21 protein-coding genes, 1 tRNA gene, 1 other RNA gene and 1 pseudogene are annotated in these 23,600 nt (G+C 66.0%); 17 read left to right on the top strand and 7 right to left on the bottom strand.

All coding sequences use genetic code 11. The annotated features are described in order from the left end of the window. The first annotated feature begins 46 nt into the window (after positions 1 to 46). The 11 genes from ABIB49_RS01865 (at position 47) to ABIB49_RS01815 (ending at position 10,542) form a co-directional block, all read left to right on the top strand. On the top strand, positions 47 to 787 hold the full coding sequence (locus tag ABIB49_RS01865) for a sugar phosphate isomerase/epimerase family protein (RefSeq protein WP_354156606.1): 741 nt from the start codon (positions 47 to 49) through the stop codon (positions 785 to 787). Next, a complete protein-coding gene (locus ABIB49_RS01860) occupies positions 784 to 1,923 on the top strand; it encodes a Gfo/Idh/MocA family protein (RefSeq protein WP_354156605.1) in 1,140 nt (379 codons plus the stop codon). Before ABIB49_RS01865 ends, ABIB49_RS01860 begins: the two co-directional genes overlap by 4 nt. Positions 1,924 to 1,982: 59 nt before the next feature. Next, positions 1,983 to 3,305 (top strand): extracellular solute-binding protein, encoded by a 1,323-nt coding sequence (locus tag ABIB49_RS01855; protein ID WP_354156604.1) that lies wholly within the window; start codon positions 1,983 to 1,985, stop codon positions 3,303 to 3,305. Between the two features lie 256 nt (positions 3,306 to 3,561). After that, complete coding sequence (locus ABIB49_RS01850; protein ID WP_396021281.1) at positions 3,562 to 4,392, top strand: carbohydrate ABC transporter permease; 831 nt, start codon at positions 3,562 to 3,564, stop codon at positions 4,390 to 4,392. Continuing rightward, the gene (locus tag ABIB49_RS01845) at positions 4,385 to 5,224 is read left to right on the top strand and encodes a carbohydrate ABC transporter permease (RefSeq protein WP_282359583.1); all 840 of its coding nucleotides are present in this window, start codon (positions 4,385 to 4,387) and stop codon (positions 5,222 to 5,224) included. Before ABIB49_RS01850 ends, ABIB49_RS01845 begins: the two co-directional genes overlap by 8 nt. A 196-nt stretch (positions 5,225 to 5,420) precedes the next feature. Continuing rightward, on the top strand, positions 5,421 to 6,578 hold the full coding sequence (locus tag ABIB49_RS01840; protein WP_354156649.1) for a Gfo/Idh/MocA family protein: 1,158 nt from the start codon (positions 5,421 to 5,423) through the stop codon (positions 6,576 to 6,578). 1 nt (position 6,579) lies between these two features. After that, complete coding sequence (locus tag ABIB49_RS01835; protein WP_282359582.1) at positions 6,580 to 7,575, top strand: sugar phosphate isomerase/epimerase family protein; 996 nt, start codon at positions 6,580 to 6,582, stop codon at positions 7,573 to 7,575. Between the two features lie 14 nt (positions 7,576 to 7,589). After that, a complete protein-coding gene (locus ABIB49_RS01830; protein WP_354156603.1) occupies positions 7,590 to 8,459 on the top strand; it encodes a TolB family protein in 870 nt (289 codons plus the stop codon). Between the two features lie 76 nt (positions 8,460 to 8,535). Next, positions 8,536 to 9,072 (top strand): GNAT family N-acetyltransferase, encoded by a 537-nt coding sequence (locus tag ABIB49_RS01825; RefSeq protein WP_354156602.1) that lies wholly within the window; start codon positions 8,536 to 8,538, stop codon positions 9,070 to 9,072. Positions 9,073 to 9,127: 55 nt separating this feature from the next. Next, the gene (locus ABIB49_RS01820) at positions 9,128 to 9,844 is read left to right on the top strand and encodes a DsbA family oxidoreductase (RefSeq protein ID WP_354156601.1); all 717 of its coding nucleotides are present in this window, start codon (positions 9,128 to 9,130) and stop codon (positions 9,842 to 9,844) included. A 59-nt stretch (positions 9,845 to 9,903) separates the two neighbouring features. Beyond that, positions 9,904 to 10,542: a TetR/AcrR family transcriptional regulator gene (locus ABIB49_RS01815; protein ID WP_226775015.1), complete on the top strand. Its 639-nt coding sequence runs from the start codon at positions 9,904 to 9,906 to the stop codon at positions 10,540 to 10,542. Here the strand turns inward: ABIB49_RS01815 and ABIB49_RS01810 are convergent. Further along, the gene (locus ABIB49_RS01810) at positions 10,539 to 11,216 is read right to left on the bottom strand and encodes a LytR C-terminal domain-containing protein (protein WP_226775014.1); all 678 of its coding nucleotides are present in this window, start codon (positions 11,214 to 11,216) and stop codon (positions 10,539 to 10,541) included. The genes ABIB49_RS01815 and ABIB49_RS01810 overlap by 4 nt on opposite strands. Further along, positions 11,209 to 11,508, bottom strand: a complete 300-nt coding sequence (locus ABIB49_RS01805; RefSeq protein ID WP_226775013.1) for a type II toxin-antitoxin system VapB family antitoxin — start codon at positions 11,506 to 11,508, stop codon at positions 11,209 to 11,211. The genes ABIB49_RS01810 and ABIB49_RS01805 overlap by 8 nt, the downstream gene beginning before the upstream one ends. Before the next feature lie 178 nt (positions 11,509 to 11,686). On the opposite strand from ABIB49_RS01805, the gene ABIB49_RS01800 reads away from it, so the two are divergent. After that, the gene (locus tag ABIB49_RS01800) at positions 11,687 to 12,601 is read left to right on the top strand and encodes a Cof-type HAD-IIB family hydrolase (RefSeq protein WP_354156600.1); all 915 of its coding nucleotides are present in this window, start codon (positions 11,687 to 11,689) and stop codon (positions 12,599 to 12,601) included. Between the two features lie 124 nt (positions 12,602 to 12,725). Beyond that, complete coding sequence (locus tag ABIB49_RS01795; protein WP_282359574.1) at positions 12,726 to 14,303, top strand: stealth family protein; 1,578 nt, start codon at positions 12,726 to 12,728, stop codon at positions 14,301 to 14,303. Positions 14,304 to 14,391: 88 nt separating this feature from the next. Here ABIB49_RS01795 and ABIB49_RS01790 read toward each other — a convergent pair whose 3' ends face one another. From ABIB49_RS01790 to ABIB49_RS01780, 3 genes are all read right to left on the bottom strand, one after another. Beyond that, on the bottom strand, positions 14,392 to 15,333 hold the full coding sequence (locus ABIB49_RS01790; protein ID WP_282468072.1) for a phosphodiesterase: 942 nt from the start codon (positions 15,331 to 15,333) through the stop codon (positions 14,392 to 14,394). A gap of 196 nt (positions 15,334 to 15,529) precedes the next feature. Beyond that, entirely contained in the window at positions 15,530 to 16,741 is a 1,212-nt protein-coding gene (gene fdhA / locus ABIB49_RS01785) for a formaldehyde dehydrogenase, glutathione-independent (RefSeq protein ID WP_226775009.1), read from the bottom strand. Positions 16,742 to 16,962: 221 nt separating this feature from the next. After that, positions 16,963 to 17,448 (bottom strand): glutathione peroxidase, encoded by a 486-nt coding sequence (locus tag ABIB49_RS01780; protein ID WP_226775008.1) that lies wholly within the window; start codon positions 17,446 to 17,448, stop codon positions 16,963 to 16,965. Positions 17,449 to 17,608: 160 nt separating this feature from the next. Between ABIB49_RS01780 and ABIB49_RS01775 the strand changes: the two genes are divergently transcribed. Beyond that, positions 17,609 to 18,202: a hypothetical protein gene (locus tag ABIB49_RS01775; RefSeq protein WP_354156652.1), complete on the top strand. Its 594-nt coding sequence runs from the start codon at positions 17,609 to 17,611 to the stop codon at positions 18,200 to 18,202. Between the two features lie 74 nt (positions 18,203 to 18,276). On the opposite strand, the pseudogene ABIB49_RS01770 reads toward ABIB49_RS01775, so the two are convergent. Next, positions 18,277 to 18,630: pseudogene (locus ABIB49_RS01770) on the bottom strand (M23 family metallopeptidase); the annotation flags it as partial. Between the two features lie 567 nt (positions 18,631 to 19,197). On the opposite strand from ABIB49_RS01770, the gene ABIB49_RS01765 reads away from it, so the two are divergent. Then, a complete protein-coding gene (locus tag ABIB49_RS01765) occupies positions 19,198 to 20,109 on the top strand; it encodes an oxygenase MpaB family protein (RefSeq protein WP_283480362.1) in 912 nt (303 codons plus the stop codon). 65 nt (positions 20,110 to 20,174) lie between these two features. On the opposite strand, the gene ABIB49_RS01760 is transcribed toward ABIB49_RS01765, so the two are convergent. After that, a tRNA-Ser gene (locus tag ABIB49_RS01760) sits at positions 20,175 to 20,259 on the bottom strand. Between the two features lie 224 nt (positions 20,260 to 20,483). On the opposite strand from ABIB49_RS01760, the gene ffs reads away from it, so the two are divergent. Together ffs and ABIB49_RS01750 are read left to right on the top strand one after the other, a co-directional pair. After that, positions 20,484 to 20,580, top strand: an RNA gene (ffs, locus tag ABIB49_RS01755) — signal recognition particle sRNA small type. Positions 20,581 to 20,607: 27 nt separating this feature from the next. Next, a complete protein-coding gene (locus tag ABIB49_RS01750; RefSeq protein ID WP_354156599.1) occupies positions 20,608 to 23,580 on the top strand; it encodes a DNA polymerase III subunit gamma and tau in 2,973 nt (990 codons plus the stop codon). Positions 23,581 to 23,600: the final 20 nt, after the last annotated feature.

Below are 23,600 nucleotides of genomic sequence, written 5' to 3'. Positions count from 1 at the left end.
CCAGTAAAAACAGCTGCAGCTCACACCCCAACGACGAGGAGAGACAGTGTCATACTCGATCCAGCTCTACACGGTCCGCAAGGCCCTTGAAGAGGATCTCGCTGGAACCATCCAGCGCCTGGCCGACATCGGCTTCACCATGGTTGAGCCCTATCGTTTCGTCGCCAAAGCCGCTGAACTGAAGCAGGCCATGGCCGAGAACAACCTCACCGCCCCTTCCGGCCACGCGCCCCTGCTCAGCGATGATCAGGACGCCATCTTCGCGGCGGCACGGCAGCTGGGCATCGGCACCGTCATCGATCCGCACGTTCCGATCGAGCGCTGGAACACGATCGAGGACATCAAGGAGACCGCATCCCAGCTCAACGCCGCCGCCGCCAGAGGTGCCGGCTATGGCGTCCGCGTCGGCTACCACAACCACTGGTGGGAAGTTGAGTCGGTGATCGACGGCAGGACCGCCCTGGAGCACCTCGCCGACCATCTGGACCCGGAGGTCGTCCTCGAGCTCGACACGTACTGGGCTGCCGTCGGCGGCCAGGATCCGGCCGGCCTCCTCGCCCGTCTGGGCAACAGGGTGAAGTTCATCCACATCAAGGACGGACCCGTCACCGCCGACCCCGCCAGCCAACTCGCCGTGGGTGACGGCAAGATGCCGGTCTGGGACGTACTCGCGGCGGCAGGATCCCTCGAAGCCGGTGTGATCGAACTGGACGATTTCCAGGGCGACATGTTCGACGCGGTCCGGGACAGCTACAACTACCTCAGCGCCGGGAAGGTCTCCGCATGAGCCACTCAGCAGCAGCGTCCGGCCCGCTTGGATCGGGACCCGTCGGCGTCGGCATTATCGGCGCCGGGGTCATCAGCAAGCAATACCTGGATAACCTCACGAGCTTCCCGGACGTCAGGGTCGTCGCGATCGGGGACCTCTTCGAGGAGGCTGCCGCCGCCCGCGCAGCCGAGTACGGGATTGAAAACCACGGCGGAGTCGACGCCGTACTGGGCAACCCCGACGTCGAGATCGTCATCAACCTGACCATCCCGGCAGCCCACGTCGAGGTGGCCACCCAGGCCGTCAACGCCGGCAAACACGTCTGGAGCGAGAAGCCCTTCTCGCTGGACCGCGAAAGCGGCCGCGGACTGCTCAAGGCGGCCGACGCCGCCGGTCTTCGGCTCGGCTGCGCCCCGGACACCTTCCTCGGCGCGGGGCTGCAGACCGCGCGCCGGATGATCGATCGCGGCGACATCGGCACACCACTGACGGCCCTGACCCTAATGCAGTCGCCCGGCCCGGAGTCCTGGCACCCGAACCCCGCATTCCTCTTCCAGGACGGGGCCGGTCCCCTGTTCGACATTGGCCCGTACTACCTCACCACCCTGGTCCAGACCTTCGGCAGTGTCCGACGGGTGGCGGCGTTCGGCTCCACGTCCCGCGAAACCCGGGTCATCGGTTCCGGACCGAAGGCCGGCGAGGAATTCGCCGTCACCGTCCCCACGCACGTCAGCTCCATCCTGGAGTTCGAAGGCGGCGAGTCCGGCCAGAGCATTTTCAGCTTCGATTCACCGTTCAAGCGCGCGGGCTTTGTGGAAATCACCGGCTCCGACGCCACCATCGCCCTGCCGGACCCGAACAACTTCGACGGCGACATCCGGATCTGCGCGCTTGGCTCCGACGACTGGACCACCGTCCCGTCCATCGGCTCCACCGCCGGCCGCGGCGCAGGGGTGCTGGAAATGGCCCGCGCCATCCGCGCGGGCCGGCCGCACCGGGCCCAGGGTGAGCTGGCATTCCACATCCTCGACACCATGGCCGCCATCTCCGACTCGATCGACACCCGCGCCTTCGTGGAGGTCGAAAGCTCCGCCGCCAAGGTCCCTGCCCTACCCGAGGACTGGGATCCGACCGCGGCGACCCTCTCCGCCTAGCATTTCAGCCCGACCCTATACACCAGCCCCAGCTCGACGACGAGAAACCCGGAGCAACCATGAAGAACCCCATTAAAGTCCTGTCGGCCCTGGCCGCCACGGCATCGCTGGCATTCGGCATGACCGCCTGCGGCGGCAGCAGCCAGGCAACCAACAGTGACACCATCACCTACTGGGCCTCCAACCAGGGCAACAGCCTCGAGGACACCGCGGCCAAGCTCAAGCCCAGCCTGGACCGTTTCACCGAGAAGACCGGAGTGAAGGTCAAGCTCGAGGTCATCGGCTGGAGCGACTTGTACAACCGCATCCTGACCGCCGTCACCAGCGGCGACGGCCCCGACGTCCTGAACATCGGCAACACCTGGGCAGTCACCCTGCAGGAAACCGGCGCGTTTGAACCGGTGGAGGGTGCCTTGCTCGAAGCTGTCGGCGACAAGGACCGTTTCCTGCAGACCAGCTGGTCCACCGGCGGCGCTGATGGCAAGGCCCCGACCTCGGTCCCGCTGTACGGGCTCGCGTACAACATGTACTACAACCCGAAAATGTTTAAGGAGGCCGGCATCGAGGCGCCGCCGGTCACATGGGATGAGTTCGTCGCAGACGCCAAGAAGCTGACCAAGGACACCAACGGCGACGGAAAGCCGGACCAGTGGGGCTTTACGGCTGCCGGAGCCTCGGTCTCCGCCAACTCCCACCAGGCCTTCGTGCGCGGGCTGCAGAACGGCGGCGCCCTCTTCGACAAGGACGGCAAACCGACGTTTGACAGTGCCGCCCAGGTCGAGGGTGTGAAGCAGTGGGTTGACCTGATGGCAACTGACAAGGTGATGTCGCCCTCGGACGCCGAAATCTCGGATGGCTCGCAGAAAGTGGACAACCTGATCAACGGCAAGGCAGCAATGGTTTTCGACCAGAGCCCGGTTAAGAACTTTGAGGCCCGCGGCTTCACGGACTGGGCCGTTGCCCCCATCCCCATGATGAAGGCAGGTGCCAGCGGACCCGAAGGCACCCAGAGCCACGTCGCCGGCATCAACCTGAGCGTGTTCAAAAATTCCAAGAACAAAGAAAACGCAATCAAGCTGGCCGGCTGGCTCACCAGCGACACCGAGCAGGTCGCGCTGAACAAGGCCTACCGTTCCCTGCCGGTGGTTTCCAGCGTCTCCTCGGATGCCGCATTCCAAACCGACGAGGTCAAGCTCAAGAACGACGCACTGGCCAACCATGCCCTGCCCATGCCGCTGATCCCGAAGGAAGGCCAGATGGAAACGCTGACAGGCACCGCGATCAAGAACCTTTTTGCCAAGGCTGCCACCGGGACCGTCACGGAAGCAGACGTCCAGTCCGCCCTCAAGGATGCCAACAACCAGATGGTTGCGGCCCAGTAACAATGCCTGACAGGTGCGGGGGCCACGCCCCCGCACCTTCGGCCAAGGAGCTTCCATGACCCACTCAGCATTGGACCGCGGCGATCCCGCACCCGGCGGCGGCGACGCCCCGCAGCCAGGGCTCGCCTCCGGCCCTGTTCCTGATCCTCCGGCGGCACGGACCGCATTGCCGGTCCGCAAGAAGAAAAAGTCCTTCCTCCCCTACGGCCTTGTCCTGCCAGCGGCCCTGCTCGAGTTGCTCATCCATATCGGCCCGATGCTTCTGGGGGTGTGGATTGCCTTTATCTCGCTCACCCAGCTCAACCTCACCAACTGGCTCAACGCCCCGTTCGTCGGCCTGCAGAACTTCGTCAACGGACTGAACCCCGAAAGCACCATCGGCCAGGCGTTCTTTAGCACCGTCGGCCGGACCCTGCTCTACACCGTGACGGTGGTTGGCTTCTCCTGGGTCCTGGGCATGGCCGGCGCGGTGTTCCTGTCCTCCAATTTCAAGGGCCGCGCCATCCTGCGGACCTTCTTCCTGGTTCCCTACGCCCTGCCTGCCTATGTGGGCACAATCGCCTGGGCCTTTATGTTCAATCAGCGCGACGGCGCCGTGAACCAGATCCTCGTTGACACCCTGCACCTTTTTGGGGACGAGCGTCCGTTCTGGCTCCTGGGCCAAAACTCCTTTGGTGCCATGATCGTGGTGAACGTCTGGCAGCTGTGGCCGTTCGCGTTCCTGATGCTGATGGCCGCCCTGCAGACCGTCCCCGCCGACGTCTATGAAGCCGCTTCGATTGACGGGGCCTCGCTCTGGCAGCAATTCCGCAGCATTACCCTGCCGATGGTCCGCCCTGCGAACGGCGTGCTGCTGCTGGTGATGTCGCTCTGGACCTTCAACCAGTTCAACATCCCGTTTGTGCTCTTCGGCGCGGCCTCCCCGAAGGAAGCTACCCTGGTTTCGCCGCTGATCTACCAGAACTCTTTCGGCAGCTGGAACTTCGGCCTGGGCGGCGCCATGAGCGTACTGCTCCTGATCGCTTTGTTCATTGCGTCCTTCTTCTACATCCGCATGGTGCTGCCCAAGGGGGCCGACAATGATTGAGACCCGCAACTTCCGCATTCTGCGCAATATCGTCCTGACCATCTTGTCCCTCTGGGTGGCCGTGCCGCTCTACGTCGTTGTGTCCACTTCGCTCAAGCCCCTCAAGGACGTCTCCGGGCTGTTCCAGTGGATCCCGGACGAGCTCACGGCTTCGCCCTACTTCGATATCTGGACCACGGTGCCGCTGGCCAAGTATTTCCAGAACAGCCTGATCATCACAGTGGCCGCCACGGTCTGCTCGGTGACCGTCGCCGTACTGGCCGCGTACGCCGTCGCGCGGCTGCAGTTCCGCGGCCGGCGCGCCTTCAGCCTGACGGTGCTGTCCACCCAGATGTTCCCCGGCATCCTGTTCCTGCTGCCGCTGTACCTGATCTTCACGCAGATCAGGAACGTCACCGGGTTGCAGCTCCAGGGCTCATACCTGGGCCTGATTATCACGTACATGACCTTCACCCTGCCGTTCGCCATCTGGATGCTGACCGGGTATTTCGCCGCCATCCCCAAGGAACTCGAAGAGGCCTCGATGATCGACGGCACCGGCCGGATGGGCGCCCTGTTCCGGGTCATCCTGCCCGTGGCCAAGCCGGGCATCATCGCCGTGGCGGTGTACTCGTTTATATCCGCCTGGGGGGAAGTCCTGTTCGCCTCGGTCCTGACCAACGAGGCGACCAAAACGCTGTCCCTGGGGCTCAAGTCCTATGCCAGCGAATCCGACGTGTTCTGGAACCAGTTGATGGCCGCGTCCGTGGTGGTCAGCCTGCCCGTACTCATCGGCTTCATCCTGGTCCAGAAGCACCTCGTCTCCGGGCTGTCGGCAGGGGCAGTGAAGTAGGCGCGGCAAGCGCAGTGAATTCCACCCGGCCCACCCCCTGACCCGGCATACGCCGTTGCGGCCCGGCCACCCCAGTTCCAAGGAGCATCAGATGACGACGGCGCCCACGCCACCGCCGGCGCAGCCCGGCACCCGCACCTTCACCCCGTCCGGCGGGGCAACCGGGTCCCCTGCCGGTTCCCCGCTCGGCGTGGCCATGATTGGCTACGCGTTTATGGGCAAGGCCCACTCGAACGCCTGGCGCAACGTGGCCAGCTACTTCGACGTCCCGGCCTTCGAACAACGCGTCCTGGTCGGACGGGACGCGGCCGGGGTAGCCGAAGCGGCCGCCAGGTACGGCTGGGCGGAGTCCTCCACCGACTGGCGCTCGGTGATCGAACGCGACGACGTCCAGGTCGTGGACATCTGCGCCCCGGGCTTTATGCACGCGGAGATCGCCGTCGCCGCGCTGGCCGCCGGCAAGCATGTGCTGGTGGAGAAGCCACTGGCCAACACCCTGGCCGAGGCCGAGTCGATGACCGCTGCGGCGAAGTCGGCCCGGCGCCAGGGTATCCAGTCCATGATCGGCTTCAACTACCGGCGCGTCCCGGCCCTGGCCCTGGCCCGGGAACTGATCAGTGAGGGCCGGCTGGGCGCCGTCCGGCACGTCCGGGCGGCATATCTGCAGGACTGGCTCGTTGACCCGGCGTCGCCCATAACGTGGCGGCTGAACAAGGACACCGCCGGCTCCGGGGCGCTGGGGGACATCGCCTCGCACGCCATCGACCAGGTGCTCTTCCTGCTTGGCGACCAGGTCACCGAGGTCTCCGGCCGGCTGCACACCTTCACCTCGCACCGCCCCGGCCGGAACGGACTCGAAGAAGTCACTGTCGACGACGCCGCCTGGGCCACGCTTTCGCTCGCCTCCGGAGCCGTCGCCTCGGTGGAAGTCTCCCGGGTCGCCACCGGGCGGAAAAACTCGCTCAAACTGGAGATCTACGGGGACAAGGGTTCCCTGCTCTTCGACCTTGAGTCGATGAACGAACTGGGTTTCCTGGACGCAACGGTGCCGGTCCGGGAACAAGGCTTCCGGCGCATCCTGGTCAACGAACCGGTTCACCCCTATGCCGCCGCCTGGTGGCCGCAGGGGCACGTGATTGGCTGGGAACACACTTTCACCCACGAAATCCGGGACTTCCTCGTCGCGATCGGCGCCGGCTTCGAGCCCTCGCCGTCCTTCGAGGACGGCTTGATAGTCCAGCGTATTCTGGCCGCTGTGGAGAAAAGTGCGGCGGCCAAAAGCTCCATCATCCAACTCGCCGGCGAGCCGACCGCCGGCATCCCTGCATCGAACCCCGCCCCCGAAGGAGCCTGACATGGCCCGCCCGTACACCCTGTTCACCGGCCAGTGGGCCGACCTGCCCTTCGAGGAAGTGGCTCGCCTGGCATCCGGCTGGGGCTACGACGGCCTGGAAATCGCCGTCTCGGGGGACCACCTGGACGCCTGGCGCTGGGACGAACCCGGCTACGTCGAGTCCAAACTCGCCGTGCTTCAGAAGTACAACCTCAAGGTCTGGGCCATCTCCAACCACCTCAAGGGCCAGGCCGTCTGCGATGATCCGATCGACTTCCGGCACGAGGCCATCGTCGGGGCCAAGGTCTGGGGCGACGGCGACCCCGAAGGCGTCCGGCAGCGAGCCGCCGAGGAAATGAAACACACGGCACGCCTGGCCAGGGCCCTGGGCGTGGACACCGTAGTCGGGTTCACCGGCTCCTCGATCTGGCAGTACGTCGCGATGTTCCCGCCCGTACCGGAAAAGGTCATCGAGGCCGGCTACCAAGACTTCGCCGACCGCTGGAACCCCATCCTGGACGTCTTCGACGAATGCGGCGTCCGCTTCGCCCACGAGGTCCACCCGTCCGAGATCGCCTACGACTACTGGACCACAGTCCGGACCCTCGAGGCGATCGGCCACCGCGAGGCCTTTGGGCTGAACTGGGACCCCTCCCACTTTATGTGGCAGGGCATCGACCCGGTCTCCTTCATCTGGGACTTCCAGGACCGGATCTACCACGTGGACTGCAAGGACACCAAGCTGCGCCCCACCGGCCGGAACACCGTTATGGGCTCACACCTGCCCTGGGGCGACCCGCGCCGCGGCTGGGACTTCGTCTCCGCCGGCCGCGGCGACGTGCCGTGGGAATCGTCCTTCCGCGCCCTGACCGCGATCGGCTACACCGGCCCGATCAGCATTGAATGGGAGGACGCCGGCATGGACCGGCTGCACGGCGCCCCCGAAGCCCTCGCCGCGCTCAAGAGGTTCGACTTCCCGGCGTCGAATACCTCCTTCGACGCCGCGTTCAAGCAGTAAGTCAGGGGTCCTTGGTGCCCGGGGCGCTGGCAGCCGGCCACCGCTGCGAAGTCTGGATCGCGTCCCTGACCACGGGTGCCCGCGAGCTCATCCTCACCAGCGCCGTGTTGCTGGAAGCGCCGAACTGGGCAGCGGACAATTCTGCGCTTTTCCTCAACGGTGCCGGTGGCTTGTGGCGGCTGGACATGTCCAGCCGCTCGCTCGGGCAGGTCCCTCTCACCGGCATCCCCGATCTGAACAATGATCATGTTCTGGCCCCCGGCTGCAACCACATCTACCTCTCCGCCGATGACGGCCACATCTACCGGGCGGCGATCCAGGGCGGGGAAGCGGTCCGGGTAACGGAGCACGACGGGTCTTCGCACTTCCTGCACGGCGTGAGTCCGGACGGACGCGAACTCGCCTATGTGGGGGTTGCGGCGGGTGATTTCGCGAAACCGGGTCTGCTCATCACGATGCCGGCCGGGGGCGGACCCGGGACAACAATTGACACCGGGCCGGGGCATTGCGACGGGCCGGAATACGCACCGGAGGGCGAGTGGATCTACCTCAATACCGAGAGTTTCGGCGACTGGCCCGGGCACGCGCAAATCGCTCGTGTTCGCAGCGACGGATCAGGGCTGGAGCAATTGACGCGGAGCGGAACAGCCGATTGGTTCCCGCATATTTCCCCCGACGGGCTTCACGCCGCTTATCTTCGGTTCCCGGCAGGTACCGTCGGCCACCCGGCAGATCTGCCCGTCGAGGTCGTAACGGTCTCGACGGCGGACTGGAACACCGCGCTGCACACCTGGACCCTGCGCGGGGGCCAGGGGACGCTCAACGTCAACAGCTGGTCTCCAGATTCAACCCGCTTCGCCTACGTCGCGTACCCGCTCGGCTGACTCCCGCAGCGGACTCCGGGCGCAACAACGCTTCACAAAGCGCAGGCCGCCGCTTCCGCGGGCTACGGTTCTGGGCATGACGCACGTAATCAGACCGGCAACCGCCCACGACGCCGCCCGGCTGGCCGGTCTCGCGGCCGTCACCTTCCCGCTGGCGTGCCCGCCGGGTTCTTCCCCGGAAGACATCGCCGCCCACCTCGCTAGTACACTCAGCGAGGCCAACTTCCGCAGCTACATTGCCGATCCTGGGGTCACCGTCCTGGTGATCGACGCCGGCGGTGACCTCCGGGGCTACAGCCTCCTGGCCACCCGCCCCACCGGGGACCCGGCCGTCGCTGCGGTCCTGACAGAACGTCCGTGCACCGAGCTGAGCAAGTGCTACGTGCATCCGGACCACCACGGCCTCGGCGCCGCAGCCGAATTGATGCATGCGAGTATCGGGGCAGCCGCGGCGGCCGGCGCCCGCGGACTGTGGCTCGGGGTGAACAGCCAGAATGCCCGCGCCATCAGGTTCTACGAGAAGTCCGGCTTCCGCAGGGTCGGCACCAAATCATTTACGCTCGGAAACACAGTGGAACACGACTTCGTGATGGAACGCCGGCTCACCCCGTGACCAACCCGACAGTGCCCGGGGGAATGGAGCCGGCCCGGTGCGGGTTGCGGTGGATATGAAGATTGAAATCTGGTCCGACGTCGCTTGCCCCTGGTGCTACATCGGCAAGCGCCGCTTTGAAACCGCACTCGCGGCCTTCCCGCACCGCGATTCGGTGCAGGTGCTCTGGCGCAGCTACCAGTTGGATCCTTCCCTGCCGGACCACTACGACGGCACGACCCTGGAGTACTTGAGCACCCGCAAGGGTATGGCCCCGGCCCAGGTCGCCGGAATGTTCGCACATGTGGCGGAGCAGGCCAAGGGCGAGGGCCTCAACTACCGTTTCGACGACGTCGTTGTCGCGAACAGCTTCAGCGCCCACCGGCTGATCCACCTCGCCGCCGCGCACGGGTTCCAGGATGCTGCGAAGGAGCGGCTGCTCAGCGACCACTTCGAACACGGCAAAGATATCGGCAGCCAGGACTACCTGACCTCACTGGGTCTGGATCTGGGGATCGGTGCTGCCGAATTGGACGAGCTGTTCAGCACCGACAAATACGCCGATGAGGTGCGGCTGGACTTCGAAGAAGGGCGGGCGCTGGGTATCACCGGTGTACCGTTCTTTGTGATCGACCGCAAGTTCGGGCTCTCCGGCGCCCAGCCCGCCGAGACGTTCGGCAACGCCCTCGAACAGGCCTGGCAGGAGAGCCGCCCCCTGACGATGGTCCCGGCCGGCGCCGGCGGCGCCGCTGAAACTGCGGCGGCCTGCGGACCGGATGGTTGCGCCGTCTAACGGCTGCCGCGGCTGGCGACATAGCGCATTTTGCTGACAGATCGCGCTAAAGTGTCCGTATGCCCAGGATTTCGGCGGCGAACAACGCCGCCCAACGCGCCGAAACCCAGCGGCGTATCCTGACCGGTTTCGGCGAGCTCCTCTTTACGCATGGCCTGCCGGGGCTGACGATGACCGACGTCGCACGGCATGCCCGGATTGGCCGGACGGCGGTCTACAACTACTACGCGGACATCGAAGAACTGCTGATTGCGTACGCGCTGGATCAGACGGGGCGTTTTCTGGTTGACCTGAGGCAGTCCCTGGATTCCTTGGAGAACCCGGTGGACCGTCTGGCCCGCTACGTCCGCGCCCAGGTTGAGGACCTCAGCCGGCGCCACCTGCCACCCGGACCCGCAATGGCCACAGTGCTCTCGCCGGCATCGTTCGCAAAACTCGCCGGCCACGTAGGGGAGCTCAGCCAGCTGTTGCAGGGCATCCTGCGGGCCGGCATGGCCCAGGGTTACCTGCCGGACGCAGACGTCATCCAGCTGGCGCAGCTTATCCACGGCACCCTCTCATCCAGTGCCGCCCGTGGCGACGGTGCGTCCGGGGACGCCGAGGCAGAAACCCGGCTGGCCCGGACGGTGCGTTTTATCCAACTGGGCGCCGGTGCACGGTTTGACGGCGAAGGCCGGCCCGTCCGCCGAATCGTCTAACCGCCGGGAGCGGGCGTGACCGCAGGCGTAATGGAACCCGGCTCATCCACTACCCGGCGGCCCTCCCGCGGACAGCTAAGCTTGCCGGGGGTTTGATCGACCAGTTCCGGCTTCGCGAGTTCCTTGAAGTCCCCGGTGAGGACAACGTCCACGCTGGGGTCCGTCCTCCCGTCCTGGAAATAGTCCGAGCCCGGCAGGTTGCGCTGCACGCTGAACGCCGCGGACTGGCCGGCGGCACCGGAGACAACCAACGCCACCCCGCGGTAGCCCGACGTCGAATTGTCGACGGCGCCGACCAGAAACTTCCGGGCCGCGAACTCGTCGGCCACGGTGCGGGCCAGACCGGGGCGGGATGTTGAGTTATAGACATTGAGGTTGATCTTCTCCGGCGGCGTGTAGTCAAAGCTCGCCGCCGGGCAGGCGGACGCGGCCGTCTGGCTGGGCTGCGCCGTCGGAATCTTAATCTGCCCGTTCATAATCGCGACCGCCACCACAATCGCGGCCGTAACCAGTCCCACCAGCAGCACCAGCACAACGCCGTGGCGGATGCGTCGCCGCATTCTGACCGGATTCTCGTGCAGTTCATCATTCGCCACAAAGGTGGCTCGCAAATCCGCGCCGGTGATGACCTGGTGCCCATGCAGGACCCTGACGTCCTTCGGCTTCCTAGCCATTTATCACCAGAACGCGTGCGTGGATCGCAGTGCGCTGGTGCAGGGCAGTCCGAAGGGCACGGTGCAGTCCGTCCTCGAGGTAGAGGACGCCGCGGTATTCCACCACATGCGGAAACAGATCGCCGAAGAACGTGGAGTCCTCCGCCAGCAGCGCCTCGAGGTCCAACGTGCGCTTGGTGGTCACCAGCTCATCCAGCCGGACCGGCCGCGGTGGCAGCGACGCCCAATCTTTAGGCGTGTGGTAACCATGGTCGGGGTACGGGCGGCCCTCGCCCACGGCTTTGAATATCACCCGGCAAGCCTATGGAACTTGGCTGGCCAAGGGAATCCACCACTCCCCCTAGCGGGAGGTTGTGGCCAAACGGTAACCATCTGTCACACCGTCGAGTCGAAGCTGTCACAGTGCCCATCTTCCGGCAGCACGGCTTTCAACGGATCCATTGGTGCCTGGCTGCTGGAAGAATGGGGTCATGACAACTGCCGAGATCAACGCCTCCCTCACGCCGTCGACTCCCCCGCTGGCACTCCTGCTCGACGTCGACGGTCCGGTAGCGAGCCCCGTCACCCGCACGGTGCAGCCGGAGATCATCGCGGACCTGCTCGCGCTGGCCGGGGCCGGGATCCCGGTGGTCTTTAATACCGGCCGTTCGGCCGACTTCATCCGTGAACAGGTGATGGAGCCGATGATTGCCGCGGGAATGCCGGCCGGCACCCTGATCCATGCGGTATGTGAAAAGGGCGCTGTCTGGTTCAGCTACACCGCTGCGGGGCCCGGCCCGGTGCAAGTCGACCATGAACTGGCCGTTCCCCGGGCTTTCAGCGATGACGTCCGCCGGCTCGTGGCGGAGGACTACACCAGCCACATGTTCTTCGACGAAACCAAGCTGGCCATGGTCTCCGTCGAACAGCACATCGCCGTCGAGAGCTCCGACTACCAGGCCGAGCAGCAGCTCTTCGACGCCGACGCCATCGAACTGATGTCCCGGCATGGTCTGGGAGTCGTGCGGCTGGACCATCACGTACCGGACTCCGATGACCGGGTCGACTATCGGGTGGATCCGACCATCATCTCCACCGACATTGAGTCGGTCCGGCTCGGCAAGGACCTCGGCGCGAGCCGGGCCGTGGAACTGCTGGCAGCGCAGGGCGTTACCCCGCAGGCCTGGCGCACGGTGGGCGATTCCCGCACCGACTACGCCATGGCCGACTGGCTGCACCACAACGACCATCCGGTGAAGCATGTCGATGTCCGGCCGGCCGACGGTGTCCCGGTAAAACCTTACGAGGTCCTCACCGCGGCGGATCTGGGTTTGGGTGCGGAAGTCATCCACGACGACGCCGGCGCGGCCTTCCTGCGCAGCTGGCGCCTAGCCCTGGCGGGCTGAGCCGGCCGGCCACTTCCGCAGCATCCCTGCCGCGGAAATTCCGGCCGATTTTGGGGCGGGCGTTATCATGCAAGTAGGCACCCACTCACGCAAAGAATCACGGAGAACCGAAATTACAGACGCAATGGTCCAGGACGAGATCTATTACGGCAGCCAGGCATCCGTGGACGCCCACGACGAGGTCACCTCCGCGGCTGCGGTCGCGAGATTCCGTACCCGCCAGCACGTCGTGCGCCGGCGGGGCCGCTACGGCCTGATCAACGAAAACCGCACGCCGTACCAGGCCATGGTCGAGGACCTGATGCTCATCAGGTCGGTGCTTGACGACGCCGGGCTCGACTACCTCCTGGTCCGGGGCAATAACGACCGGCCGGTCATCGCTGTGGACTGGAAGGACCGCAAGAAACTCCGCAGCGCCCTCGTCACTGCCTGCCGCGACGAGCCTTTCTACTCGATGACCGTTGACGCCAAAAAGAAGTCCTCCGTCCTGGTTGCCGACGGCGAACTCTCCCCCAACCGGCAGGCCCGGATCTTCCGGTTGTACCGTCCGCGGGTCGAGCCTGAGGGCGGCTTCGAGTTCGGCGCCTCGGCCGGCGTGCAGCTGGAACTGTGGAGTTTCGAGGGGGACCAGCTGATCCTGCCGATCGAGAACTCGTTGACCCGCCGGACACTGCTGGCCCAGGACGCCGTCCGCGGCACGGTGGAGCGCTACGGCCACACTTGGCCCACGATCGAGAACATGTTCGCTGACCACGCAAGTGACATCAGCTTCGACGTCGACATCGTGTTCTCCTGGGTGGACGGCAGTTCCCCGGAGTACATTGCAGCGCGGCGCGCACGGATGGCCGGCGTTGTGGTGGGCGAAGGCGACGACCACGAAGCCCGTTTCCGCCAGATCGACGAACTCAAGTACGCGCTGCGCTCGGTGTACATGTTTGCGCCCTGGGTCCGCCGGATCTTCATCGCCACGGACTCGACCGCGCCGGCCTGGCTTGCGGACCACCCGGGAGTGACGATTGTCCGCAGCGAAGAGTTCTTTGCGGACCCGTCCGTGCTGCCCACCCACAACTCACAGGCCGTGGAGTGCCAGCTTCACAACATCGACGGCTTGTCCGAGCACTTCCTGTACTCCAACGACGACATGTTCTTCGGCCGTGCCGTCGGACCGGACATGTTTTTTACCCCAGGCGGCATCACGAAGTTTATTGAAGCCGAAACCCGGATCGGGCTTGGGGACAACGACGCCGAGCGCAGCGGCTTCGAAAACGCTGCCCGGGTCAACCGAAAATTGCTCTGGGACCGCTTCGGCCGGATCACCACACGGCACCTGGAACACACGGCCGCACCGCTGCGACGCAGTGTCGTGGCCACGATGGAACAGGAATTTCCGGCCGAATTCGCAAAAACTGCGGCCAGTACCTTCCGCGCGGCCGACAACATCTCGGTGACCAACTCGTTCTACCACTACTACGCCCTGCTCACCGGCCGGGCCGTTACCCAGACGGCGGCAAAGGTGCGCTACGTGGACACCACCGCCAGGGCCGGCCTGAACTACCTGCCAAAACTGCTCGCCAAGCGGAACATGGACTTCTTTTGCCTCAATGACGGAAGCTTCCCCGAGGTTGCCGCTGAGGAACGGGCCGAGCTCGTGACTGACTTCCTGGAGAAGTATTACCCGATCAAGGCCCCCTGGGAAAAGTAGCCGGGCGCGGGCCGCGGGGCGAAACCAACATCGCCCTCCGGCCGCGGTCACCGGACCGGGGTCCCGGCGGGCGACGGCGGGTCCTGCGCTAGCTGCGGGAAGTCAGGCGGCGGTTGCTGGGGGTCCTGGCCGGATCCTCAAGCTTCGCCTTGGCCGGGATGCGGATCCCGGCCGCCGTGATCCGCCGCTGGACCTCCGCGGCCGGAACAATCTCGCCGACCGCGGGTGTGTCGCCGAGCAGGACCACGGAGTGCACAATTGTGTGCTCATAGACGTGCACGAGATTAAACGCCTGGCCGCCGTCGCGCCCGCGAGTTCCGCCGACCGGAACGTTGAGGTCCTGCGTGTAACACGTGGCTGACGCTACCGAGACCGGGATCCCGGCGAAAGTCGCCGTCGTCGAATAGTGTAGGTGGCCACCCAAAATTGCGCGAACGTCGGAGTTCCGCAGGACCCCGGCCAGGGCCGCCTGGTCCCGCAGCTCGACGAGGACCGCGAGATCCAGGACCGAAGGCACCGGCGGGTGGTGCAGGGCCAGGATGGTTCCATCCGGGGCGGGCGTGGCGAGTTCGGCCGCGAGCCACTCCAGTTGCCCGGGGCTCAGCTCGCCGTGGTGGTAGCCCGGAACCGAGGTGTCGAGGGTGATGATCCGCAGCCCGTTGATGAAATACGTATGGTCCACGGGGGAATCGTCGGCCGGGACGTCCAGCAGGCCGGTACGGAAGTTGGCGCGGTCGTCGTGGTTTCCCATTGCCCAAATGACCTTTGCCCCGAGGGCCTTGCAGGCGGGCTCAACAATGGCCCGCAGTTTGGCGTAGGCCGCCGCTTCGCCCCGGTCGGCCAGGTCGCCGGTGAAAATCACGGCTTCCGGGCGGGCTCCGGAGGCCTGCACTTCGTCAAAAAGTTGTTGGAGCAGGGATTCGCTGTTGACCACACCATGGAGTGGATCCGGACCTCCCAGCAGGTGGGGGTCACTCAGATGGAGTAGAAAATGACGTGGCCGGGGGTGTTCGGCCTCGATGAGCTCCATTGCTACCTTCCTGGTTGGGTGGAGGCTGTAGCCCCCAACGTCCCTCTCAGTAAGGTCTATCCAACCAGACAATCGGCGAACAATGCGCAAACTCCAGTAGGCATGTTTGAAAAAAAGACAACAACGAGTATTCCGGCGAACGCATACTTGCCCCGCTATGCGCTCGCCGGAACGTACTTACTCAGGCACCTGGCTGCTAGCTCAGGTAGCCGTTCGGGTTCAGCACGTACTTCGTGGCGGCGCCGGCGTCGAACTCCGCGTAGCCCTTCGGCGCTTCCTCCAGCGTGATCGCCTTGGCGTTGACGTTCTTAGCGATGTGGACCCTGTCATGCAGGATCGCCATCATCAGCTGGCGGTTGTACTTCATCACCGGGCACTGGCCGGTGGTGAAGCTCAGCGATTTGGCCCAGCCGGTCCCGAGGCTGAGCGAGAGCGCCCCCTTTTTGGCCGCTTCGTCCACACCGCCTGGATCCCCCGTGACGTAGAGCCCCGGAATGCCCAGGGCGCCGCCGGCTGCAGTGATTTCCATCAGCGAGTTCAGCACCGTTGCCGGCGCTTCCTTGGCGTCGTGGCCGTGTCCCCTGGCTTCGAAGCCGACGGCGTCGACGCCGCAGTCGACCTCCGGGACGCCCAGCAGCTGTTCGATCTGCTCCGCCGGGCCGCCTTCGCTCAAATCCACGGTTTCGCAGCCAAAGCTGCGCGCCTGCGCCAGGCGGTCAGCGTTCATGTCACCGACAATAACGACGGCGGCGCCCAAGAGCTGGGCGCTGGTTGCCGCAGCCAGCCCAACAGGGCCCGCCCCGGCGACGTAGACCGTGGAACCGACTCCAACGCCGGCGGTAACAGCGCCGTGGAAGCCGGTCGGGAAGATGTCCGAGAGCATGGTCAGGTCCATCATCTTCTCGAGCGCCTGGTCCCGGTCCGGGAACTTCAGCAAGTTCCAGTCCGCGTACGGTACCAGGACGTAGTTGGCCTGGCCGCCGACCCAGCCGCCCATGTCGACGTAGCCGTAGGCGCTGCCCGGACGGTCCGGGTTGACGTTAAGGCAAATACCGGTCTTGCGTTCCTTGCAGTTGCGGCACCGTCCGCAGGCGATGTTGAAGGGAACCGAGCAGATGTCCCCCACCTTGATGAACTCGACGTCGGGCCCTACTTCGACCACTTCGCCGGTGATTTCGTGCCCCAGCACCAGGTCTGAGGGAGCGGTGGTGCGGCCGCGGACCATGTGCTGGTCCGAACCGCAAATGTTCGTGGCAACGGTTTTGAGGATTACGCCATGGCGCACGGAGCGGCCCACGTTGGCGGGGTTGACCCCCGGACCGTCTTTGAGTTCGAAGCTGGGGTAGTCGATGTCGATAAGCTCGACCTTTCCCGGCCCCTTGTAGGCAACGGCTTTGTTCCCTGTCATCACATTCCTCCTGGTTTCACGGACCCGCTCTGAGAGTCCGGTAGTGATTCACGAAGCGTACTGACATACCGTCCCCAGGCACGCGCAGCAGAGCGCCAGCGCGCACGAGCGCGTTGGCGCCGTGGGCATGCCCGGTGTATCTGGAAGGTCCGGCCAGTCTAAGTCGGTAAGCCTGCTTAGGGATAGGGGTCCTTGTCCCCTTGCAGTCCGGGACCCAGCTCTCAGCTAAGGGCCGAGCGAACGGCTTCCAGTACTTCGGGCGAATCCGGACCGACGGTAGGAGCAAACCGGGAAACCACTGCGCCCTCACGGTTCACAAGGAATTTCTCGAAGTTCCACTTCACCAGCCCCGGCAGGAAGCCGTTTTTGAATTTCGTCAGTTCCGCGTAGAGAGGGTGCTGGTTTTTGCCGCGGACGTCGGCTTTGGTGCTGAGTGGAAAGGTCACACCGAAGTTCCGTTCGCAGAATTCCGCGATCTCGGAGTCCGCGGCGGGTTCCTGGCCGGCAAACTGGTTGCAGGGCACCCCGAGTACCTGAAAGCCCTGATCCCGGAACTTATTGTGAAGCGCCTCAAGCCCGGCGTACTGCGGGGTGAAACCGCACTGCGACGCCACGTTGACCACCAGCACCACCTCCCCCTTGAACCGGCCAAAGTCGGTGCTGGTGCCGTCGATAAGGGTGAGCGGAATGCTGTGGAGATCGGTCATAGCGGGGTTCCTCGCGAAGTTGGTAGGGAGTTCGTGCCCGGAGCAGTGATCCGGATTGGTCACGACTGTCATTCGATACCAACGTACGCGGGTATGGGTCGGGGCCTGCTACGGCCCCGGAGGCAGCGACGGGACGGGTACCCGCGGCGCAGTCAGCGGCGTGGGCTCGGTCGTCGGGGTAGGGGTAGGGGTGGAGGCGGGGGTCACTGTGGGTGTGGGCGTCGGCGTCGCGGTGGCCGGCGTCGTTGGCGGCGCGGTGGGCGGTGTGGGCGCGGGCGGGGTCGTTGGCGGGGTCGTTGGCGGCGTCATGGTGGGCGGTGTGGGCGCGGGCGTCACGGTCGGTGGGGTCGTCGGCGTCGCAGTTGGTGTGGGCGCGGGCGGGGTCGTTGGCGGCGGTGTGGTGGGCGGTGTGGGCGCGGGCGGGGTCGTCACGGGCGGGGTCGTCGGCGGCGTCATGGTGGGCGTCGTGGTGGGCGGTGTGGGCGCGGGCGGGGTCGTCACGGGCAGGGTCGTCGGCGGCGTCATGGTGGGCGTCGTGGTGGGCGGTGTGGGCGCGGGCGGGGTCGTCACGGGCAGGGTCGTTGGCGGCGTCGTGGTGGACGTCGTCGGCGTCGCGATGAGGTTTGGCAGTTGCGGCAGCTCCGTTGCGGGTGCTGCTTGGGCGCCGGCGCCGGACTCGCCGCTCCGGTCGCGGGAACCCGGGATCGCCCAGCCAAGTGAAGTATTCGACGGCAGTCCGGCATTGGGCGCGTAGCTGGTCATCACCAGGGCGCCAAGCTGGTCCGTCTGCACCGTCGGTAGGAGGATCCATTCATGGGGGTTTTTGTGGGAGCCGTTGAGGATGGTCTCAAAATGCAGATGGCAGCCGGTGGAGGACCCGGTGGTTCCCACCCTCGCAATGACCTGGCCAACCCGAACCGAGTCGCCCTTTTTGACGGCGATCCCCTCAAGGTGGTTGTAGGTGGTCACGAGGCCGTTGCCGTGATCGATTTCCACACGGTTTCCGCCACCCCAGGGGTGCCAGCCGACTGCCCGCACCACTCCGGCGTCGGCGGAATAGACCCGGGTACCGCATGGCGCCGAGTAGTCCTGGCCCCAGTGGAATTCGCCGGGCGCTCCCGAGATGGGGCTGATTCGCTGCCCAAAGGGAGAGGACTCGTGGAGGGATTCGAGGGGAGCCATCAGGAAGCCTTCTGCGGGCCGTTTCAATCCGGCAGATGCAACGTTGAGCTGCACGGCTACGCCGTCCCTGGGCGTCGTCAGGACGCTTGACCGGTTGTAGGCCAGAAGCGCCAGTGCGTCGGCGGTGAATGATGTGGCGGCCAAGGCGCCAACAGCCGAAACGGCGGGGATGCCTCCACCGTCCGCCGCCAGGGTGCCCGGACCTACGACGCCGGAGGCCAGCACTCGGGCCGGCAATCCGGCAGTTCCGCTGCCCGCGAGCCCCTGGACTCCGAAACTCAGCACCGCAAGGGAGAGGCACAAACCCCCGGACAGAAGGCGCCCAGCAAAGATTCGGGTTCTAGTGGCCTGCCCACCCGATGAGTTTCCCCAGTGTTTTCCCACGATGTGGCTCCCGCATCCTGTTCGCCGATCGCAAATACCTCGGACCGACGTTCTTATGGGACCACATTCGTCGTGGCCTGTGAACCGCAAAAACCCGCGGCTTTCAAACTCGAGTGGGCAGCACAGTAGTTCCGCGCCCAGCGGCGAGTATCTGGCACCGCGGCTGTGGGTGAGAATGGGAGTATGCGCAATGTCCTCAGGGAATGGCAGGCCGAACTAAAGCAAACGTTTTCCGGGTCCCGGGACGAGGTCCCGGAATGGGTGCCCCGTCTTGCGGAAGGCAACGACCCCGGCTACCACCTGCCAGGCTCGGCAGTCTGGGCCGTGCATGGGGACATGACACCGATTGTGGCGGGCATTCGGGCGCTGCTTATGCAGGCGCTCCATCCCGGCGCGTTGGCTGGCGTCCACGACCACTCCCGTTTCCGCGAGGATCCACTGGGCCGGCTTGCGGGGACGATCCGCTGGATCTTTACGGTTACCTACGGGTCAACCACCGCGGCCCGCGCTGCCTCCGACTGGGTGCTGCGGCTCCACGGATCGGTGCGCGGGGAATACGTGGACGGTCACGGCGTCGCGCGCAGCTACGCGGCTGATGATCCGGAATTGCTTCGCTGGGTGCATATCGCCTTCACCGACGCTTTCCTCTCGACGCACAAGATCTGGGGCCGGCCGATTCCTGGCGGTCCCGACGCCTACGTGCGTGAATGGGCACAGGCCGGTGAACTGATGGGGGTGCAGTCGCCGCCGCTCAGCGAGGCGGCTATGCGCCAGCAATTGGACCACTGGTATGAAGCCGGCGAGCTCCGCTCCGACGGAAGGGTTGCCGAGACCGTGGCGTTCATCCGCAACCCGCCGCTCCACCCCGTGCTCAGACCGGGCTACCGGGTGCTGTTCGCAGCGGCCGTGGTCAGCCTCGAGCCCAAGTACCGGGACTTGCTGGGCCTGCGCACCGCCCGGCTGGGGCCCTTCCCGCTGCCGGTGCGGCTGGCGACGAAGGTTACGCTCAGCATCGTCCATCTCGCTTTGGGCCGGGTGGGCCCGAGTGAACAGGCTGCCCGGAATCGACTCCGCAGGCTGGGCTACCGGGCCTGAGGGCGCCGGGCCGTCATCTTCGCGGCAAGCAAAAAGGCCCCGGTCCAAGGGACCGGGGCCAAGCGCGGAGAATGGGGGATTTGAACCCCCGAGGGCGTTAACCCAACACGCGTTCCAGGCGTGCGCCATAGGCCGCTAGGCGAATTCTCCAGTAGCTTCTGAATCAAAAGCAGATACTAGAATACCTGAACTTCCCGGCATCGCCCAATTGGCCCCACCCCCGGCCCCACCGGACATGCCCCACGCTCGCCGCGACCAATGGACATATGCCTATTGTGCCCTGCCTCTGCACTGGAAAATGAGCAAGTCCGGCGGGATTTTCCCGGCTCGCAGCCCACGATTCGGGGCACACTCAAACGTCGGGTAAACTTGCTGACGGCCCCTCATGTGGCGTCATCCTGTTGAACTCCCCCAGGACCGGAAGGTAGCAAGGGTAAATGGGCTCTGGCGGGTGCATGAGGGGTCTTTTATGTCTGTGCCGATTGGTAGGGTTTAGCTGTGACTGTTACTACCGCCCTTTACCGTAGATACCGCCCTGATTCGTTCGCGGACGTTATCGGGCAGGAACACGTCACCGAGCCGCTGATGACCGCTCTGCGCAAGAATCGCGTGAACCACGCCTACCTCTTTTCGGGCCCCCGCGGCTGCGGAAAAACGACTTCCGCCCGCATCCTGGCCCGTTGCCTGAACTGCGCCGAGGGCCCCACGGATACCCCTTGCGGCAAGTGCCCGAGCTGCGTCGAACTGGCCCGGGGCGGCTCCGGGTCCCTCGACGTCATCGAGATCGACGCCGCCAGCCACGGCGGTGTCGACGACGCCCGCGACCTGCGCGAACGGGCAACCTATGCTCCCGTCCGCGACCGCTACAAGATCTTTATCATCGACGAAGCCCACATGGTCACCTCAGCCGGCTTCAACGCCCTGCTCAAGATCGTCGAAGAGCCGCCGGAACACATCAAATTCATTTTTGCCACCACGGAGCCGGACAAGGTCATCGGCACCATCCGTTCCCGTACACACCACTACCCGTTCCGCCTCGTGCCGCCCGAGCCGCTGATGGCGTACCTGGAGCTGCTCTGCAGGCAGGAAGATGTCCCCGTGGCGCCGGGCGTGCTTTCGCTCGTTATCCGCGCCGGCGGCGGTTCCGTGCGGGACTCGCTCTCCGTCCTGGACCAGCTTATGGCCGGCGCCGGACCGGACGGCCTGGACTACGAGCTCGCCGTTGCCCTGCTGGGCTACACCCATGCGACGCTGCTCGACGACGTTGTGGAGGCCGTCGCGGCCTCCGACGCCGCCACCGTGTTCCGCGCAGTGGACCGGGTCATCCAAACCGGACATGACCCGCGCCGGTTCGTGGAGGACCTGCTCGAACGCTTCCGCGACCTCATCATCGTCCAAGCCTTGCCGGAGAGCGCCCAGTCAATTCTCCGCGGCGTTCCCGCCGACCAAATCGCGCGTCTGCAGAACCAGGCACACAACCTGGGCGCGGCAGAGCTGTCCCGGGCAGCGGACGTCTCCAACACCGCTCTGACCGAGATGACCGGTGCGACGTCGCCGCGGCTGCACCTGGAATTACTCTGCGCCCGGATCCTGCTGCCGTCTTCGGAGCAGACAGAGCGCGGCATTGCCGCCCGAATCGACCGGGTGGAACGCCGCCTGAATTATGCCGGAAACGACGTCGGGGCCCCCCTTGCCGCCCCAGCGGTCACGGCCGCCCAGGCCCCGGACGCTACCGCAGCGGCGGCTGCCCCCGCGGCGGCGGCTCCGGCGCCTGCCGTTCCGGTGCCTGCAGCCGCCACTCCGCCGGCCGCCGCCGTTCAAGCGGCCCGGCTGCCCGACGCTGAACCGGCCAGGGAAACTCTCACTCCGCCGCGTGTCAGCACCCGGGACTGGCCCGTCACTGAGCCGGCGGCGGTCAACCCGGCGGCCTCCGGACCGGCGCCGGCGCGCGAGGCAGCTCCGCCGGTGCCGGCGGTCGCTGCCCCGTCCGCTGTGGCCCAAATCCGGCCCGCCCCTTCCGCCGCGTCAACAGCTCCCGCTGCTGCTAATGGCACCGGATCCGGGGCCGATGTCGAAGTCCTCCGCCGCGCATGGCCCGAGATCCTGCAGACCCTCAGCAAGATCAAGCGGAGCACCTGGGCCCTCGTCGAACCAAATGCCCAAGTGGGGCACTTCGAAGACCATGTACTGACGCTCGCCTTTAATACCGCGGGCCTGGCGGGCGCGTTCGGGCGGGCAGATCACTCGGAGAATCTGCGGCAGGCGATCCACAAGACGATTGGCATCGAATGCCAGATCACTGCCGTGGCCAGTGGAAGCAACAGCGCAGCGAGCTCTGAGCCAAACCCAAAAGCACCCGCTAGCCGGGACGTCCCGGCCACGCCCACCGACGCTGGCTGGAGCCTGCCCACGGCCGCGGCGGAGCAAAGTGCTGCGCACCAGGACGCCCCGGCCACCGCGCTGCCACCAGGGCCTGCGCCGGCCGAAGATGCTCCAGCGGCGGCCCCGGCACCCGCTGCCTCTGCCTCTGCCTCTGCGCCTACGCCTACGCCGTCGCACGCTCCGACAGAAACCACGCCGGAGGAACCCCGGACCGCCGTTCCGGCAGCTTCGGCAGCGAACGAACACCCGGGACCGGTCCAGGACCCGGCCGGCTCCTACGCCTATCCCGACGACGATTGGGGACCGCCGCGGGACGAAGACGCTCCGCCGCTGGACGAGGAACCGCCGATGGACTGGGACCCTTCGGCCCCAGCTGCCAGCGCCGCCCCGCAACCGGCAGCCTCAGCTGTACGCAACAGGCCCGCCGCACCCGCCCGCGCCGGGGCTGCCGCCAAAACAACCCCGACCGCCGTTCCGCCGGTCGAAGCGCCAGCCCCTGCCGACGACCCCTGGGGCCGTGCCCTCGAGGAAGCCCCCGGCGTCTGGACCGTCGGCACCGACTCCAACGTCGGAGGCTACCGGCGCGAGGAAACCGTCGCTGCCACCCCAACGCCCGAGCCCGATCCACCGCAGTATGAACCAGCAGCGGCACAGGTCCCGCAGTACGCCGCGGCAGTGTCGGCTTCCGCGTCCTACCAGCCCGTTGCCTCTTCGAACGGGTGGGGAGATTCCGCGGAGCTGGTGCCGGCCGTCGCTGCCTCCGAGCCAGCGTCAACCAGCGGCGAGCCCGTTGCCCTGCACGCCACGCCGGTGATGGCGCCCGCGGACCTGGCAACCCCACCATCCGCTGGCAGGCAAAGCCTGTACCAGCGCCTCTCCAACAGCCCTGAGGCCGAAGCGGGCCGCGCCAAGGCCCCGGCCCGCGCCGCAGCCGCGGTCAACACCTATGTCCAGGACGAACCCAGCGCCGACGACGAGACTATCGAAGAATCAGGCGTCTTCGGACGGGCCGCCGTGGAACGCATCCTGGGCGGAAAACTCGTGGAAGAACGGTCCTTGGACGGCAGCGCACTGCCGCCGCGGTTCTAGCCGCCCCGCCGCAGGCCACC

Source organism: Arthrobacter sp. UYCu512, assembly GCF_040547075.1.
Classification (GTDB): Bacteria; Actinomycetota; Actinomycetes; order Actinomycetales; family Micrococcaceae; genus Arthrobacter.
The sequence above is the reverse complement of the archived record's forward strand: the minus strand, read 5'-3'. Positions and strand labels throughout refer to the sequence as shown.